This window comes from Bradyrhizobium sp. USDA 4473, assembly GCF_054063335.1.
The window spans coordinates 4207165-4223841 of sequence record NZ_JBSSGE010000001.1; the positions used below are offsets into that span (position 1 = coordinate 4207165).

Below are 16677 nucleotides of genomic sequence, written 5' to 3' on the forward strand. Positions count from 1 at the left end.
ATTTCACCGTAGTAGTACTGGCCCCGGAACAGGAACCTCCTGTTCCAAGCATCACAACTCAAGGGCAGGGCTGCTATGAGGGCTTTTTTCGTTAGGTTTTTGCAGGATGAATCCGGCGCGACCGCCATCGAATATGGACTGATCGCAACAGGCATCGCGATCGCCATCATCGCTGCGGTGAACGGCGTCGGCTCGTCGCTGAGCGGGACCTTCAATTCGATCAGCGGTTCGCTGAAGTAAGTTTCGTCGACGGCGTTCTCAAGGCAAGCACCGGGCAACGACGCCCGGTGTTTTTCTTTTTGCCGGTTGTCCACCGAGCCTTGCGCAGCTCGTCAACAGGGCATCACGCACGTTATCCGCGAGGTTGTTGGCCACTTCTGCACAGCCGGTCCACCACGGTGTCCTCTGGTTCTCCCGTCGGGGCACAGCATATCTGTCCATTGCGAACCCACAGCTTCGCAACAGGCCTGTCCACAGCTTGCCGCGCCGGGAGCGCGGCGCGTCGTTATGCGAACAGCGCGCGATGGTCGGCCAGGACCGCGCGCGCGGCGTTGTGGCCGGGGGCGCCCGTGACGCCGCCGCCGGGATGGGCGCCGGACCCGCAATGGTAGAGACCGCGGAGCGGGCCGCGGTAATCGGCATGGCCGAGCATCGGCCGCGCCGAGAACAGCTGGTTCAGCGTCAGCGCGCCATGGAAGATGTCGCCGCCGAGCAGGCCGAACTGCCGCTCGAGATCGAGCGGCGACAGGATCTGGCGGCCGATCACGCTGCCGGCGAAGCCCGGCGCGTAGCCGTCGACGGTTGCGATCATCAGGTCGGCCACCTCGTCGCGATAATCGTCCCATGATTTGCCGTCGGGCAGTTGCGGCGCCACATGCTGGCAGAACAGGCTCGCGACGTGCCGGCCCTGCGGGCTCAGGCTGTCGTCGAGCGTCGAGGGGATCAGCATCTCGACCACGGGTGCACGGCTCCAGCCGAATTCGCGCGCGTCGCGCCAGGCGCGATCCATGTAGCCGAGACTCGGCGCGATGATGATTCCGGCGGTGAGGTGATCGCCGGGACCGGGCAGCGCGGTGAACGAGGGCAGGGCATCAAGCGCCACGTTCATCCGGAACGTGCCGGAGCCGTTCTGCCATCGCGAGATGCGGCCGCGGAACTCGTCCGCCAGCGCAGCTTCGGGCACCAGGCGGGTGTATAGTAGCTTCGGATTGACGTTGGAGACGACGTATTTGGCGCGGATCGCCTCGCCATTGTCGAGGATAACCCCCAGCGCGCGATCCTTCTCGACGATCACCTCGCGGACACCGGCATCGGTTGCGATCTCGACGCCATGGCTGCGCGCGGCGCGCGCCATCGCCTGGGTGATCGCGCCCATGCCGCCGAGCGCGTGGCCCCAGACGCCTTTCTTGCCGTTCACCTCGCCGAACGCGTGGTGCAGCATCACATAGGCCGAGCCGGCCGCGTAGGGGCTGGCGTAGTTGCCGACGATGGCGTCGAAGCCGAACAGCGCCTTGACGAGGTCGTGCTCGAAACGCTCGTCGAGCATGTCGCCGGCCGAGCGCGTGAACAGGTCGAGCAGATTGCGCTGCTGCTCCAGCGTCAGCCGCCGCAGGATGTTGGCGGTGCCAAGCGCGTTGAAGGCCTCGCTCAGCGCGCCCAAGCCAAAACCCTCGACGAGGTTCGGCGGCGCGCGCAGCACGAATTGGCGCAGCACATCGGCGATGGCTTCGAGTTCCCCCGAGAACACGCCGATGGCGGCCGCGTCACGCGCGCTGAGTTTCGCGACCGATTGCTGGGTGCGGCCTTCGCCGGTCAGCAAATAGCTGCCATCGGGTGCGGGAAGGAAGTTCTGGGCGCGGCGCTCGACGATCCTGAGGCCGTGATCGGCAAGTTTCAGGTCAGAAATGATTTGCGGATTGAGCAGGCTCACCGTGTAGGCGGCGACCGAATTGCGGAAGCCTGGATAGAACTCTTCAGTTACGGCGGCGCCGCCGACCACCTTGCGGCGTTCCACGACCTTCACCCGCAGCCCGGCCATCGCAAGATAGGCCGCGCAGGTGAGGCCGTTATGCCCCGCACCGATGATGACGACGTCTGTCTCGTTCATGTCCGCTTCAAGAAGGAGTGATTAGAGCATGATCCGGAAAAGTGGAAACCGGTTTTCCGAAAGGATCATGCTCAAGAAGAGATCCAGCGTGCTGTGGCGCCGCAGCGCCGCGTCGTCAAGTCCACGTGACCGCGGTTTCTTGTCCGTGATACTGCCATATGCTCAATTCAAGTCCTCCGGTGCGGTGCCGCCGGACCGTCCGCCTCCGGCGCCCGCCGGGTCCATGCCGGAGCCTTCATGACGTCTGAGCCGTCCGCCTCGCGAAACCGGCTGGTGCTGGTTGTCTACACCACCGCGATCTTCGTCTCAGCCCTGCTGCTGTTCTCGGTGCAGCCGCTGTTCACCAAGATGGTGCTGCCGCGGCTCGGCGGCTCGCCGGCGGTGTGGTCGGTGGCGATGGTGTTCTTCCAGTCGCTGCTGCTCGGCGGCTATGCCTATGCGCATCTCCTGATGAAGCTGAACAGCCGCATCGTGCCGATCGCAGTGCATCTGGTGCTGCTCGTCATCGCCTTGCTGACCTTGCCGCTGTCGATCAGGAGCGGCTGGGGCGAGCCGCCGAGTTCGGGCTACGCGCTCTGGCTGCTCGGCCTGTTCGCGGTCTCGATTGGGCTGCCGTTCTTCGCGCTCGCCGCCAACAATCCGCTGCTGCAGGCCTGGTTCGTGCGCACCGGTCATCCCAACGGCCCCGACCCGTATTTCCTCTACGCGTCTTCCAACATCGGCAGCTTCCTCGCGCTGTTGTCCTATCCGGTGCTGCTCGAGCCGATGTTCACGCTGCGCACCCAGAACCTGATCTGGACCGGCGGCTATGGCCTGCTGATCCTCCTGATCGCAGGTTGCGGCGTGCTGCTGTTGCGGTCGCCGGCCAATGCCGCCGCGCTCAACATGCCCCTTGATGATGCCGATGCGCCGGCGCCGTCCTGGGGTTCGCGCGCGCGTTGGATCTTCCTGGCCGCGGTGCCGTCCGGCCTCTTGATCGCGGTGACGGCGCATATCTCGACCGACGTCGCGGCGGCGCCGCTGCTGTGGGTGTTGCCGCTGTCGCAGTATTTGTTGACCTGGGTGCTGGTGTTCCAGTCGCGGCCGCTGCTGCCGCACAAAGGGATGTTGCTGGCGCAGCCGCTGGCGATTGCCGGCGTCGTGATCCTGCTCGCGGTCGGCGGCGAGCAGAACCTGCTGCTGACGCTCGGCGGTCATCAGCTCTGCTTCTTCATCATCGCGATGGCCTGTCACGGCGAACTCGCGCGCACCCGTCCGGCCGCGAAATATCTCACCGGCTTCTATGTCGCGCTGTCGTTCGGCGGCATGGTCGGCGGCCTGTTCGCCGGGCTGATTGCGCCCTTTACCTTCTCATGGGTCGCCGAATATCCGATCCTGCTGGCGCTCGCGGCGCTGTGCCGTCCCGGCAGCGCCGAGCGGCTGCCGCGCTGGGCCGCCTGGTACTGGCCGTTCCTTGCGGTGCTGGCGGTTGGGCTGATCGCGCCGAGCTATTCGGCCGGCGACATCTTCAACTGGTTCGACGACCACCGGGTCTGGGTGATCTCTGCGGTCGGCGTGCTCTCGGCGCTGCTCGCGCTCGCGCTCAACGCCAATCGCTGGAAGATCTTCGCCACCGTCGTCGTCGCGCTCCTAGTGCTGCGTGCCTATCCGTCCGACGACGGCCGCGTCGACACCGTGCGCAGCTTCTTCGGCGTGCACAAGATCGTGGTGACGCCGAACGGGCAGTATCACGTGCTGATGCACGGCACCACGATCCACGGCGCCGAGAAGTTCAAGAACGACGACGGCACGCCGGTCACCGGCAGGCCCGAACCGATCAGCTACTACCACAAGGACGGCGGCATCGGACGGGCGATATCAGCGATCCGCGAGCGCAAGGGCGCGCCGCTGAAGGTCGCGGTGATCGGGCTCGGCTCGGGCACGCTGACCTGTGCGTCGCAGCCCGGCGAGGACTGGCGCTTCTTCGAGATCGACCAGTCGATGGTCGATACCGCGCGGGACCCGAAATACTTCACCTACATCCAGAACTGCGAGCCGAACCTGAAGCCGGTGATCGGCGACGCGCGGCTGACCTTCGCCAAGGAGCCGGACGGCGTCTACGATCTCATCATCGTCGACGCCTATTCGTCGGACGCGATCCCGATCCATCTTGCGACCGAGGAGGCGATGGCGATCTACAAGCAGAAGCTGGCCCCGCAGGGCGCGGTGGTGATGCACGTCTCCAACCGACATCTCGAACTCGCCAGCGTCGTGGTCGGCATTGCCGACGCCAACGACATGAAGAGCTGGGTCTACAGCGAGGATTCCGGCCGCGACAACGAGTATATCTTCTCGACCTCGGTCGTGGTCTCCGCGCGCGAGGAGGCCGATGTCGGCAAACTCGCCTCGTCAGATTTGTGGACCGAGACCGAAGCCGACGAGAAGCAGCGGGTCTGGACCGACGACTACTCGAACGTGCTGGGCGCGGTCTACCGGCGCTTGCGCGACGGCGAGCAGTAGGCGCGAGCGACCTTGCCCTAGCGGTCCGCTGCCAGCAACCGGGCGATCTGGGGTTTGATGATTGCGGCAAACAGGCCGGGATCGTCGAATGCGCGTGCAGAGAGCATGGCGCCGTGGACCGATGCCATCAGCATGTGAGCCTCGTCTTGCGGCCGTTTGCCCAGCCGGAACACGCGTTGCTCTGCACCGGCCTGCAGCACCGATGTCAGCCAGCCCGCAAGGTGATGGAAGTGGCCGTGCACGCGCGTGGCGACCTCGTCCGGCAATATCGGCATCTCGCCGGCAAGCATCGCGCAGACGCAGAACGACAGAGAGGCGTCCTGAATGCACCCCTGCCAGAAGTTCACATAGGACTGCAACTGCTCGACAGGGTCGCCGGACTGCTCCTGAAGCGACCGCAGGCCCAGCTCCGTCTGCTGCCGGTAACGGTCGATCAGCGCCGAAACCAGTTCGGCCTTGGTCGGGAAGTGGTGGTGGATGCTCGCCTTCCGGATGCCGATCGCATCGGCGATGTCGGCATAGCTGAACCCGTTATAGCCCCCCGCGACGATGAGGGACTGCGCGACATCGAGGATCCGCTCTGAGGTCGAGATCATTGAGTTCATGCCGGCGCCTACCTTCCGGTAGGTAAGTTGTCAAGGCAGGACCAAACGCCCATTCGACACAAAAAGGTGTCCCGGCATGCGATTGACCCAAAGCACGCACTTACCTACTAGTAGGTAGGTAAACATGGAGTCAATCGATGCAAAACCGACTTTCGGCCCAATCCAGCTGGCTGCAATCCTACTATTTCGGGCGCGCGATCTTCTCGATCGCCTGGGTTGCCGCCGCCGTTCTGTTCAGCGGGCAAGCGGGCCCGGCCGCGTTCCTGCTGGTGATCTATCCGGCATGGGACGCAACAGCCAATCTGGCTGATGCGCGGGTCAATGGCGGCTTGATCGCCAATCCATCTCAAGCGTTGAATGTCGTGGTCAGTGCAATCACGGCGCTCGCCGTGATCGCGGCGATCGGTCGCGATAGCTATGCCGTGTTGGCGGTGTTCGGGGTTTGGGCGATCCTGGCGGGTGTGCTGCAATTGGCCACCGGCGTCAGGCGCTGGCGCGAGTTCGGCGCGCAATGGGCGATGGTCCTGAGCGGTGCGCAGTCGGCCCTGGCCGGCGGCTACATGATCAGCCGATCGGTCGGCACGGTGGCGCCGACGATCCTCGACGTCGCTCCCTATGCCGGATTCGGCGCGTTCTATTTCCTGGTGTCGGCAATCTGGCTCGTCGCCACGGCTCGTCGCAGCGCGCGTGCATAATTGTGCGATAGCTATTTCTTCTCCGGCGGCGCTGCATTCGCTGAGGTGGGCGCCGCCGCTGCAATGAGCGGCATCGTCGGCGTGGTCTCGCCGGCATCCTCGTCGAGGAATTGCCCGACCCCGGCCTGGATCGACGACTTCGCGCTGTCGGGGCCGCGATCGCTGAGGTCGTTGTGATGGAATTCGGTCCGGACCACCTTGATGCCGAGCCGTGCGCAGGTTTCGTCGTCGGGCACGACGCCGGGATCGGCCTTGAACACCGGATCGCGGGAGCGGAACGAGAGGATCTTGATCCTGCCGTCGGTGATGAAGGGGACGCGCAGATTGTCCAGCGTCACGACTTTCTTGACGAGGTCGGGATGCTGCTTGGCGAAGAACATCGAGATGTCGCCGCCGTTGGAGTGGCCGATCAAGGTCAGCTGGCGATAGTTGGCATTCGGGTAGAGCTTCCTGAGCTCGTCGATCGCATACATGATGTTGAAGACGCCGCGATTGTACTGCATGCGGCGGCCGACATATTCCTCGCCGACCTTGGTGACCATCGGCGCATCGGTATCGAGATCGTGCTGAATGCTCACCACGAGGTAGCCGCGCGATGCGAACACATTGGTGAGGAAGGAGTACTCGGTGTTCTTCACGGTGTTGCCGTGGCTCAGGATCGCGACCGGCAGCTCGATCATCTCGGCCATCGCCTGCATTTGCCGGTCGCGCCGGACCGCGACCTCGACCGTGACGTTGCGGTCGTCGCGCAGCACGTCGTGGAACGTCAGCGTGGTGTGACTGATGGCCCATCTGTCCGTGGTGAAGTAGCCGGCCATCGCCATGATGCACAGGCAAAGGACAATGATGCCCCGTTTCATCTCGACCTCTGATCTTGCCCTAACTGACCCGCGCTTCCGGCCATCTCGTCCGGGCATTCCGCGTGAATCGGCCTTCAGAGGCCAGGCGGGCGCTTTTGCCGCCGAATATCGGGCCAATTTTACAATCAGATGACGGCGCGACGACCAGCCACGGCGCGCGCGGGCGCGGGCGCTTTGCAACGGTCACAAGCGGGTGAGGGGCGTGTGAACTGACGGCGCACGGCCTGGCGCCGCCAGCGGGCCAGTGTCTCAGTCCTGATAGTTGTTGCCGTAGGGGCCGCGCTCGTAATACGGCCGCGGCTGGTAATAGCCCTGCGGCGCCGGCGCATAGCCCTGATTGCCGTAGTATTGCTGCTGACCATAGGCCTGCGCGCCGTAGACGCGGCGGCTCGACGGCGGCGCCGGATAGCGCCGGTCAGTCGAGCTGCCGTCGGCTGGATAGATGTAGCCGTCGTCGACACGGGCCTGCGCCGGATATTCGCGCGGCTGCGGTGTCAGGACGACAGGGTCGCCGGCGGCGGCGGTGCCGTACTGTCCGTCAACTTGCTGCGGCGCGGAGCGAGCGACGGCGGTGCCATTACGCCCGCGCGGATTGCGCGCCAGCGCGACCTGGGACGAACCGGTCAGCGTCACCGTGGTGTTGAGCACGCCTTCCTTCTGGACCAGCGCGTAAAGCGTCGATGCGTTGTCGCGCGACAGCCGCACGCAGCCATGCGAGGCCGGAGTACCCAAGCGGTTCACCGAGTCGGTGCCGTGGATCGCGTGCCCGATCTTGGTGAAGAAGATCGAATGCGGCATCGGCGCGTCGTCGAATTCCTTGGAGTAGTGATCCTCTTCCATGCGGAAGGCGCGGAAGCTGCCGTTCGGCGTTTCGCGCGACGGGATGCCGGTCGACACCGGCCAGTGATAACGCGCCACGCCGTCGACCGCGACGGTCATCTGCTGATTGTCCTTGTCGATGGTGATATCGACCTTGGCCTGCGCGGCGCCGGCCGCAAGAAGCATCACGGACGTGAACGCAATGAGGAACGAACGCATTTACCTTTGGCCTCCAGGCCTGATCGCAAAGCCGCGGCTCTCCGTCCCCGGCAACCAATATGCATGGAATCCGAACTTGGTTCCAGTGGCGGACCCGCGCCATCGTTAATCCGGCGCGCGGCGCAAACAAGGCCGAAGCCGGGCCGGCCGGCCGCAGCGGGCTGACATTTTCGCGAGCAGACCGCGACGTCGCCCGCCGATTTGGCCGCCGCCGCGCAACCATTTGGCCGCATGGGCGTTTCATATTCCCGCCCGGCGGCGCAATCGCGTCGCGCATCAAGGAACCCAGATGAACACCACCAAGGTTAAGACCGCGGCCGCTATCCCAGCCGGCCTCTCCGCGCGGCTGTTGCTTGCGGCCGCTGCCTTCGCTTTGGCGCTGGCGGCAGCTCCTCATGCCGGCCATGCCCAGGGCATCGTCCGCGGAGCGCACGAGGGCGCCTATGAGGGCAATCGGATCGGCGGGCCGGTGGGCGGCGTGGTTGGCGGTGCCGTCGGCGCCAGTGTCGGCGGCGCCATGGGCGCGGTCAAGGGCGTGTTCGGCATCCCGGATCGCGGCTATCGCCGCGGCCACCGCTGCCGCGGCTATTACCGCCACGGTCATTTCCATTGCTATTGAGTGGCAAAGAACCCGTAGCCCGGATGGAGCGCAGCGAAATCCGGGACCGGTCTTGCCAGTCGCTCAAATTGTCCCGGATTACGCTGCGCTTCATCCGGGCTACAGGCTGGGCTACAAAGCGTCAATTCTTCAGCCGGTAGCCGGTCCTGAAGATCCAGGCCACGATCGCCATGCAGGCCACCAGAAATCCCGCGGTCATGCCGAGGCTGAGCCCGACGCTGACATCGGCGATCTCGTAAAAGCTCCAGCGGAAGCCCGATATCAGGTAGACCACCGGGTTGAACAGCGTGATGGTGCGCCAGCCCGACGGCAGCATGTTCACCGAGTAGAAGCTGCCGCCGAGGAAGGTCAACGGCGTCACCACCAGCATCGGGATCATCTGCAGCTTCTCGAAGCCGTCGGCCCAGATGCCGATGATGAAGCCGAACAGGCTGAAGGTGACGGCGGTCAGCACCAGGAAGGTCAGCATCCACACCGGGTGGGCGATGTGCAAAGGCACGAAAAGTCCCGCCGTCGCCAGGATGATCAGGCCGAGGATGATCGACTTGGTGGCGGCGGCGCCCACATAGCCGATCACGATCTCGAAATAGGAGATCGGCGCCGACAGGATCTCGTAGATCGTGCCGACGAATTTCGGGAAGTAGATGCCGAACGAGGCGTTCGTAATGCTCTGGGTCAGCACCGACAGCATCACCAGCCCCGGCACGATGAACGTGCCGTAGCTGACGCCCTCGACCTGGGTGATGCGCGAGCCGATCGCGGCGCCGAACACCACGAAATAGAGCGAGGTCGAGACCACCGGCGAGACGATGCTCTGCAGCAGCGTGCGCCAGGTGCGCGCCATTTCGAACAGATAGATGGCCCGGATTGCGCGGTAGTTCATGGCGCCCTCACGAGGCTGACGAAGATGTCTTCGAGGGAGCTCTGCTTCGTGTCGAGATCGGAAATGCGGATGCCGGCGTTGCGCAGATCGTTGAGCAGGCTAGTGATGCCGGTGCGGTCGCCCTTGGTGTCGTAATCGTAGGTCACCGCGTGGCCGTCGTCGGAGAGTTCGAGATTGTAGGCGGCGAGTGCGGGCGGAACGGCGTCAAGCTTGCCCTGCAGTTGCAGCGTCAGCTGCTTCTTGCCGAGCTTCTGCATCAAGGTCGCCTTGTCCTCGATCAGGATGATTTCGCCCTTGTTGATGACGCCGATGCGGTCGGCCATCTCCTCGGCTTCCTCGATGTAGTGCGTGGTCAGGATGATGGTGACGCCGGCCGCTTGCAGCGTGCGGACCACTTCCCACATGCCCTTGCGCAGTTCGACGTCGACGCCGGCGGTGGGCTCGTCGAGGAACAGGATCTGCGGCTCGTGCGACAGCGCCTTGGCGATCATCACGCGGCGTTTCATGCCGCCGGACAGCGTGATGATCTTGTTGTCCTTCTTGTCCCACAGCGAAAGATCCTTCAGCACCTTCTCGATGTGGGCGGGGTTCTTCGGCTTGCCGAACAGGCCGCGGCTGAAGCTGACGGTCGCCCACACCGATTCGAAGGCGTCGGTGTGCAACTCCTGTGGAACCAGCCCGATCATCGACCGCGCCGCGCGATAGTCCCTGATGATGTCGTGGCCACCGATCGCTATGCGGCCCTCGCTCGGATTGGCGATGCCGCAGATGATGCTGATCAGCGTGGTCTTGCCGGCGCCGTTCGGCCCGAGCAGCGCGAAGATCTCGCCGCGATTGATGTCCAGATTGATGCCCTTCAGCGCCTTGAAGCCGGAGCCATAGGTCTTCGAAAGATTGGATACGGAAATGATCGGCGACATGGAGGATCGGAAGCGTGAGAGAGGAGCGATGCGCGCGGATTGGAGTCCGGGCGGCGCGCGATGCGGGGTCAACCGCAGATAGGGACGCATAATCCGTTCTGCAATCACCCGGCAGGGCAGAAAAATCATTCTGCGGTGTGGCGGATAAGCCGCTCTAATGCCTCTTCGCGGGTTTCGCCGGCTTCTTGGCGGCCGCCGCGGGAGTGGGATGTGCGGGCGGTGCGGTGTCGGCGAGCTTGCCGACCAGCATGATCTGCACCTGGTTGTTGACGGGCGCGTTGGGGCGTGCGGGATCGAGCAATTGCTCTTCGCCGAGCCCGACCGACTGCAGGCGCTTCGGTGTGATCTTGAAGGTATTGACCAGGATGTCGCGGATCGCGTCGGCGCGCCGCTGGCTCAGCACCACGTTGTTCTCGCGCCGTCCGGTCGACTCGATGTGGCCGACGATCAGGAAGGTGTAGGGCAGCAGCGAGGACTGCGTCAGCGCATCGGCGATGCGTCCGACGGTCTGGTAGGAATCCGGCAGCACGATCGGCGTGTCGACGTCGAACGCGATGTCGGCATTGAACGTCGGCAGCTTGGTCAGATCAGGCGCGATCGGCGGGCGCTTCGAGGGCGGCGGCTCGTTCTTGGAGCGCGACTTCGATCGTTCGGCCGCCTGCTGGCGCAGCGCGGGGACATCGATCTCGGCGTCGCTCTCGTAATGATTCAGCTTGGCGATGACGTCGTCGCGCGTGATGGCGGTCTGCGCCTGCGCGGGCGCCATCGCCAGCAAGACGAGCGCACTCAACAGGCCCGAAAGGCCAGCGCTGCGCAGGCCTTGCGTCGGCAGCCGCATCATTGATACCCCGCGTCATTGATCGCCTGGGTGCAATTGCGGCTGAGGCCCTTGGCGCCGACCAGGCAGGGGACCGACTTGCTGGTCTCCTTGGTCGAGCCGCCGCAGACCTTGACGATCTCGCGGGTGCAGGCGTTGGCAACGGTGACGCGCGCCGCAATCCGCTTCTGGATCGCATCGAGGGTTGAGAAGTAGCTCTCCTTGCACTGCGGCGAGATCACGTCGCGGTTGCGCGACAGGCATTCCTTGAGGCGGGTGGAGTCGAGATTGACGCCGCGGCAGTTCGCGGTGATATCGGCGCCGCAGGCCTTGGCCAGCTGCGCTGCGGAATCGCCAAAGCTCATCGTCTCCGCGACCGCCAGCGACGGCGCGGTGAGCGCGATGACGAAAAGGAAAAACCCACCCCGGACCATGCGGCCATCTCAACCCGTGAATTCAACTGGGGTCAAGAGCTACGAACAGCGAAGCCGTCTCTGTCACACCCGTTCCACAAAGCTGTCGACCACCTTCTTCTCGCCGGCTTTTTCGAAGGCGATGGTCAGCTTGTTGCCGTCGATCTTCACCACATGGCCGTAGCCGAATTTCTGGTGAAACACCCGATCGTCCAGCGAAAATTCCGACGTCGTGCCGGTGGACTTCGCCACCAGCTCGCCCTCGATCACCATGGGGCCGCGCTTGGTGCGGCTGAAGCTGTCCGATGAAAACGACGACTGCCGCTCCTCGAAGCCGCCGCTACGGCCGCCGCCGCCACGGGTGCGGTTGGCCTGGGCACGCTGCCAGCCCGGCGTCGAGTAGCTCGAGCCGAATGATTCGAGGTTGTCGAAGCGCGAGGCGCCGTAGCCGCCGCTGCCGCCCCAGCCCGATCCGCCCTTGGATTCGGTGATCTCGACATTGTGCGCCGGCAGCTCGTCAAGGAAGCGCGACGGGATCGTGGTCGACCAGGTGCCATGGATGCGGCGGTTGGTGGCGAAATAGATTTTCGCGCGGCGGCGTGCCCGCGTGAGCCCGACATGGGCGAGGCGGCGCTCCTCCTCGAGCCCGGCGCGGCCCTGTTCGTCCAGCGTGCGCTGGCTCGGGAACAGGCCTTCCTCCCAGCCCGGCAGGAACACGTTGTCGAATTCCAGCCCCTTGGCCGAATGCAGCGTCATCAGCGACACCGCCTCGTCGCCGGCCTCGCCGTCGCGGTCCATCACCAGCGAGATATGTTCGAGAAACCCTTGCAGGTTCTCGAATTCCTCCATCGAACGGACCAGTTCCTTGAGGTTGTCGAGCCGGCCCGCGGCATCGGCCGAGCGGTCCTTCTGCCACATCTCGGTGTAGCCGCTCTCGTCGAGCACGATCTCGGCTAGCTCGGTGTGCGAGGTCACCTCGCGCTGGGCGCGCCAGCGGTCGAACTGCATCACGAGGTCGCGCAGGGAGCCGCGCGCCTTCGGCTTCAATTCGTCGGTCTCGACCACGGCGCGCGCCGCCTCGAACAGCGGAATGCGGCGCTTGCGGGCATGGTCGTGCAGCAGCTGCACGGTGGCATCGCCAAGGCCACGCTTCGGCACGTTGACGATGCGCTCGAAGGCGAGATCGTCGGCCGGTGAATTGATGGTGCGCAAATAGGCCAGCGCGTCGCGGATTTCGGCGCGCTCGTAGAAGCGGGGACCGCCGATCACGCGGTAGGGCAGGCCGAGTGTGACGAAGCGGTCTTCGAACTCGCGCATCTGGAACGAGGCGCGGACCAGGATGGCGACGTCGTTGAGATTCTCGCCGGACCGCTGCAGCTCCTCGAGCTCCTCGCCGATCGCGCGCGCTTCCTCTTCCGAATCCCAGGAGCCGGTGACGGTGACCTTTTCGCCGTCGACATCCTCGGTGCGCAGCGTCTTGCCAAGCCGGCCTTCATTGTGCGCGATCAGATGCGAAGCTGCGGCCAGGATGTGGCCGGTGGAGCGGTAATTGCGCTCGAGGCGGATGACTTTCGCGCCGGGGAAGTCGTGCTCGAAGCGCAGGATGTTGTCGACCTCGGCGCCGCGCCAGCCGTAGATCGACTGGTCGTCGTCGCCGACGCAGCAGATGTTCTTGAGGGGGGCATTCTCCGTCATTCCGGGATGCGCCGCAGGCGCAGACCCGGAATCTCGAGATGAGTCCTCTTCACCTCTAGATTCCGGGTTCGCATCTTCGATGCGCCCCGGAATGACGGGAGAGTTGGTTGCTCCCGGAATAATATCGGAGAGCGATCGCCCCGGTCGCGACGGCGCCTGCGACAGCAGGCGCAGCCACAGATACTGCGCGACGTTGGTGTCCTGATATTCGTCGACCAGGATGAACTTGAAGCGGTTCTGGTACTGCCGCAGCACATCGGGGTTCTCGCGGAACAGCCGGATGTTCTCAAGCAGCAGGTCGCCGAAATCGGCGGCATTGAGGATCTTCAGCCGCTCCTGATAGGTCGCGTAGATCTTGCCGCCCTTGCCGTTGCCGAACGAGGCGGCTTCGCCCGCGGGCACCTGCGACGGCGACAGCCCGCGATTCTTCCAGCTGTCGATCAGGCCGGCCAGCATCCGCGCCGGCCAGCGCTTGTCGTCGATGTTCTCGGCCTGCAGCAACTGCTTCAACAGCCGCACCTGGTCGTCGACATCGAGCACCGTGAAGTTGGATTTGAGCTGCACCAGCTCGGCGTGGATGCGCAGGATGCGGCCGCCGATCGAGTGGAAGGTGCCGAGCCACGGCATGCCCTCGACCGCCTGGCCCAGCATCTGGCCGAGCCGCAGCTTCATCTCGCGCGCCGCCTTGTTGGTGAAGGTCACCGACAGGATTTCCTGCGGCCGGGCGCGGCCCTGGCTCAGGATATGCGCGATGCGCGTGGTCAAGACCCGCGTCTTGCCGGTGCCGGCACCGGCCAGCACCAACACAGGACCGTCGAGCGTCTCGACTGCGTCGCGCTGCTCCGGATTGAGGCCCTGTAGATATTGCGGACCCGCCGCCGCCCGCGCACGCGCGGCGATGCCGCCAGCCACCGGCTGGTGCTCGGGAACGCCGTGATGGGGCAATTTGCTCGGCTCGGTCATTGGCGAATCGTCTCGGCCCCACGATGGCACCGCGGGACGGTGAAGGGGAGCCTTCTTAACAGGGGATTGAGGGGCATATAGGGCCTGTTCGGCCGTTTTGACAGGTTTTATCGCGGCCGACAGGAACGGTTTTGGCAGCAGTCCACACTCGACCAGGTTCCAAAACGCGGCCGAAATTTCGCGGTTTCGCGATCAGGAACCAGCATGTCTCCGCCGGATTGTTTCTTCAGTCATGTCGCCAGCACGAGCCGGCGCGAGGCAACAAAGCAGAGGTTTGATCATGTTGAGCTGGGTCGTCACATTCCTGGTCATCGCGTTGATCGCGGGCATTTTGGGCTTCGGCGGCATCGCCGGCGCCTCGATCGAAATCGCCAAGGCGATCTTCTTCATCGCCGTTATCCTGTTCCTGGTAACGGCTGTGCTTGGATTGGTGCGTGGCCGTACAAGGGTGTAGCAAGACACGAACTCACTTCTTCGCAGGCATCGCCACGTTGCGGCCGATGCCCTCGGGGCGCGGCACGCCCGCATAGCTATCCACAATCGCTTGCGCCCGGGCGCGGATATCCGGGGGAAACGGTGCCACCTTGCGCGCCTCCATGTCGATATGCAGCGTGAGGTTTTCCGAGGTCGCCGACAGCCAGCCCTCGGTGGCGTGGCGCAGCTCCTCGAACGTGTGCAGCCGCTTCTCGTCGGCGCCGAGCAGGAAGACCGAGACCTGCACGGGATCGCCGAGATGGATTTCCCGCAGGTACCGGACGTGGCATTCGGCGGTGAAGGTCGAGCAATGCCGCGCCTTCATGTAGGCCGGCCCGATGCCGAGTTGCAGCCACATCTCGTCGATGGCGCGGTCGAACATCACGTTGTAATAGGCCATGTTGAGATGGCCGTTGTAATCGATCCATTGCGGGTCGATCTGCATCACGGACGATTTGAACGGGGCTGATGGAAGCGGCATCTCGCTGGCGGCAGTCACTATGGTCATCTCCCATTCCCGGTTCGCTGGCGTTCGAGCATGAACTTTTTCAAGTCAGGCTCTCTTGACCCCTTATACAAGCTTTGCCACGGTCGGCTAAAGCCGGGAGGAATTTTGACGTGGCGACAACGATTTCGAGCAATTTGACGCGACCTGAGCCGGCGGCCCTGAAGCGCGCGATCGACGCGCTGGCGGCGCGGTTCGGCAACCGGCTCGTGACGTCGCAGGCGGTGCGCGAACAGCACGCCCATACCACCACGTGGCTGCCGAACCAGCCGCCGGACGCGGTCGTCACGGCGCAGGAAACCGCCGACATCCAGGACGTGGTGCGGATCTGCGCGGCCAACCGCGTGCCCGTCATCGCCTTCGGCACCGGAACGTCCTTGGAAGGGCAGGTCAACGCGCCCGCGGGCGGCGTCTGCATCGATCTGCGCGACATGAACAAGGTGCTCGCGGTGCATGCCGAGGACCTCGACTGCGTGATCCAGCCCGGCGTGACGCGGAAGGCGCTCAACGAGCATCTGCGCGACCAGGGCCTGTTCTTCCCGATCGATCCCGGCGCCGACGCCTCGCTCGGCGGCATGACCTCGACCCGCGCATCCGGCACCAACGCGGTGCGCTACGGCACCATGCGCGAGAACGTGCTGGCGCTGAAGGTGGTGCGCGGCGACGGCGAAATAATCACGACCGGCACCCGCGCCAAGAAGTCGTCGGCCGGTTACGACCTGACGCATCTGTTCGTCGGCGCCGAGGGCACGCTCGGCATCATCTCCGAGCTGACCATTCGCCTGCGCGGCATTCCCGACACGATCGCGGCTGCCGCATGTTCGTTCGAGACGGTGGCCGACGCCTGCCAGGCCACGATCCTCGCGATCCAGACCGGCATTCCGGTCGCCCGTATCGAGCTGCTCAATGCGGCGCAGGTGAAGGCCTGCAACAATTATTCGAAGCTGTCGCTGCCGGAGACGCCGTTGCTGCTGCTGGAATTCCACGGCAGCGAGGTCGAGGTCGCCGAGCAGTCGAAGAATTTCCGCGACATCGCTGCCGAATGCGGCGGCGGCGACTTCACCTGGACCACCAAGCCGGAAGATCGCACCAAGCTGTGGCAGGCCCGGCATGACGCCTACTGGTCCGTCAAGGCGCTGCGTCCCGGCGACAGCATCGGCGTCGTCGCAACCGACGTCTGCGTGCCGATCTCGCGGCTTGCCGACTGCGTGACCGAGACCGAGGACGATCTGAAGCGGCTCAACCTGCTGTCGCCGATCGTCGGCCATGTCGGCGACGGCAATTTCCACTGCTCGCTGCTCTGCGACGTCAACGACAAGGACGAGATGGCGCGGGGCGAGGAGTTCATGCACCGGCTGGTCGAGCGCGCGCAATCGATGGATGGCACCTGCACCGGCGAGCACGGCATCGGCCAGGGCAAGCAGAAATATCTGAAGGCCGAGCTCGGCCCCGAGGCGCTCGACGCGATGCGGGCGCTCAAGCTCGCGCTCGATCCGCACAACATTTTCAATCCCGGAAAGATTGTTCCAGCCGCCTGAGGCGTCGTCACGTCACGGAGGAGTCGTCAGCGGGCGAGCGCGGAAC

16 protein-coding genes are annotated in these 16677 nt (G+C 64.6%); 6 read left to right on the forward strand and 10 right to left on the reverse strand.

The genetic code is table 11. The features are described 5' to 3' along the window. Positions 1-75 precede the first annotated feature (75 nt). Complete coding sequence (locus ACVW17_RS19495; protein ID WP_456753376.1) at positions 76-240, forward strand: Flp family type IVb pilin; 165 nt, start codon at positions 76-78, stop codon at positions 238-240. Positions 241-505: 265 nt separating this feature from the next. Here ACVW17_RS19495 and ACVW17_RS19500 read toward each other — a convergent pair whose 3' ends face one another. After that, complete coding sequence (locus ACVW17_RS19500) at positions 506-2107, reverse strand: phytoene desaturase family protein (RefSeq protein WP_456753377.1); 1602 nt, start codon at positions 2105-2107, stop codon at positions 506-508. Between the two features lie 237 nt (positions 2108-2344). Between ACVW17_RS19500 and ACVW17_RS19505 the strand changes: the two genes are divergently transcribed. Beyond that, positions 2345-4606, forward strand: coding sequence for a fused MFS/spermidine synthase (locus ACVW17_RS19505; RefSeq protein ID WP_456753378.1), 2262 nt, complete (start codon positions 2345-2347; stop codon positions 4604-4606). A gap of 17 nt (positions 4607-4623) precedes the next feature. On the opposite strand, the gene ACVW17_RS19510 is transcribed toward ACVW17_RS19505, so the two are convergent. Further along, on the reverse strand, positions 4624-5211 hold the full coding sequence (locus ACVW17_RS19510; protein WP_456753379.1) for a TetR/AcrR family transcriptional regulator: 588 nt from the start codon (positions 5209-5211) through the stop codon (positions 4624-4626). A 137-nt stretch (positions 5212-5348) separates the two neighbouring features. On the opposite strand from ACVW17_RS19510, the gene ACVW17_RS19515 reads away from it, so the two are divergent. Further along, complete coding sequence (locus tag ACVW17_RS19515) at positions 5349-5906, forward strand: DUF308 domain-containing protein (protein WP_456753380.1); 558 nt, start codon at positions 5349-5351, stop codon at positions 5904-5906. An 11-nt stretch (positions 5907-5917) separates the two neighbouring features. On the opposite strand, the gene ACVW17_RS19520 is transcribed toward ACVW17_RS19515, so the two are convergent. Together ACVW17_RS19520 and ACVW17_RS19525 are read right to left on the reverse strand one after the other, a co-directional pair. Beyond that, positions 5918-6766: an alpha/beta fold hydrolase gene (locus ACVW17_RS19520; protein ID WP_456753381.1), complete on the reverse strand. Its 849-nt coding sequence runs from the start codon at positions 6764-6766 to the stop codon at positions 5918-5920. Positions 6767-7015: 249 nt separating this feature from the next. After that, on the reverse strand, positions 7016-7804 hold the full coding sequence (locus ACVW17_RS19525) for a L,D-transpeptidase (RefSeq protein ID WP_456753382.1): 789 nt from the start codon (positions 7802-7804) through the stop codon (positions 7016-7018). A gap of 289 nt (positions 7805-8093) precedes the next feature. Between ACVW17_RS19525 and ACVW17_RS19530 the strand changes: the two genes are divergently transcribed. Next, on the forward strand, positions 8094-8423 hold the full coding sequence (locus tag ACVW17_RS19530; RefSeq protein ID WP_456753383.1) for a hypothetical protein: 330 nt from the start codon (positions 8094-8096) through the stop codon (positions 8421-8423). A 121-nt stretch (positions 8424-8544) separates the two neighbouring features. Here ACVW17_RS19530 and ACVW17_RS19535 read toward each other — a convergent pair whose 3' ends face one another. The 5 genes from ACVW17_RS19535 to ACVW17_RS19555 form a co-directional block, all read right to left on the reverse strand. Next, positions 8545-9306 (reverse strand): ABC transporter permease, encoded by a 762-nt coding sequence (locus ACVW17_RS19535; RefSeq protein ID WP_456753384.1) that lies wholly within the window; start codon positions 9304-9306, stop codon positions 8545-8547. Beyond that, entirely contained in the window at positions 9303-10226 is a 924-nt protein-coding gene (locus ACVW17_RS19540; protein WP_456753385.1) for an ABC transporter ATP-binding protein, read from the reverse strand. Before ACVW17_RS19540 ends, ACVW17_RS19535 begins: the two co-directional genes overlap by 4 nt. Before the next feature lie 154 nt (positions 10227-10380). After that, on the reverse strand, positions 10381-11067 hold the full coding sequence (locus ACVW17_RS19545) for an OmpA family protein (RefSeq protein ID WP_456753386.1): 687 nt from the start codon (positions 11065-11067) through the stop codon (positions 10381-10383). After that, positions 11064-11477 carry a hypothetical protein gene (locus ACVW17_RS19550; protein WP_456753387.1) on the reverse strand — a complete coding sequence of 138 codons (414 nt, stop codon included), beginning with the start codon at positions 11475-11477 and terminating at the stop codon, positions 11064-11066. The genes ACVW17_RS19545 and ACVW17_RS19550 overlap by 4 nt, the downstream gene beginning before the upstream one ends. A gap of 63 nt (positions 11478-11540) precedes the next feature. Further along, positions 11541-14114 carry an ATP-dependent helicase gene (locus ACVW17_RS19555; protein ID WP_456753388.1) on the reverse strand — a complete coding sequence of 858 codons (2574 nt, stop codon included), beginning with the start codon at positions 14112-14114 and terminating at the stop codon, positions 11541-11543. A gap of 280 nt (positions 14115-14394) precedes the next feature. Here ACVW17_RS19555 and ACVW17_RS19560 point away from each other — a divergent pair, with 280 nt between their 5' ends. Beyond that, positions 14395-14568, forward strand: coding sequence for a DUF1328 domain-containing protein (locus ACVW17_RS19560; protein ID WP_074128779.1), 174 nt, complete (start codon positions 14395-14397; stop codon positions 14566-14568). Between the two features lie 12 nt (positions 14569-14580). Here the strand turns inward: ACVW17_RS19560 and ACVW17_RS19565 are convergent, their stop codons facing one another. Then, the gene (locus tag ACVW17_RS19565) at positions 14581-15069 is read right to left on the reverse strand and encodes a thioesterase family protein (RefSeq protein WP_456756476.1); all 489 of its coding nucleotides are present in this window, start codon (positions 15067-15069) and stop codon (positions 14581-14583) included. 137 nt (positions 15070-15206) lie between these two features. Here ACVW17_RS19565 and ACVW17_RS19570 point away from each other — a divergent pair, with 137 nt between their 5' ends. Next, on the forward strand, positions 15207-16631 hold the full coding sequence (locus ACVW17_RS19570; RefSeq protein WP_456753389.1) for an FAD-binding oxidoreductase: 1425 nt from the start codon (positions 15207-15209) through the stop codon (positions 16629-16631). Positions 16632-16677 lie beyond the last annotated feature (46 nt).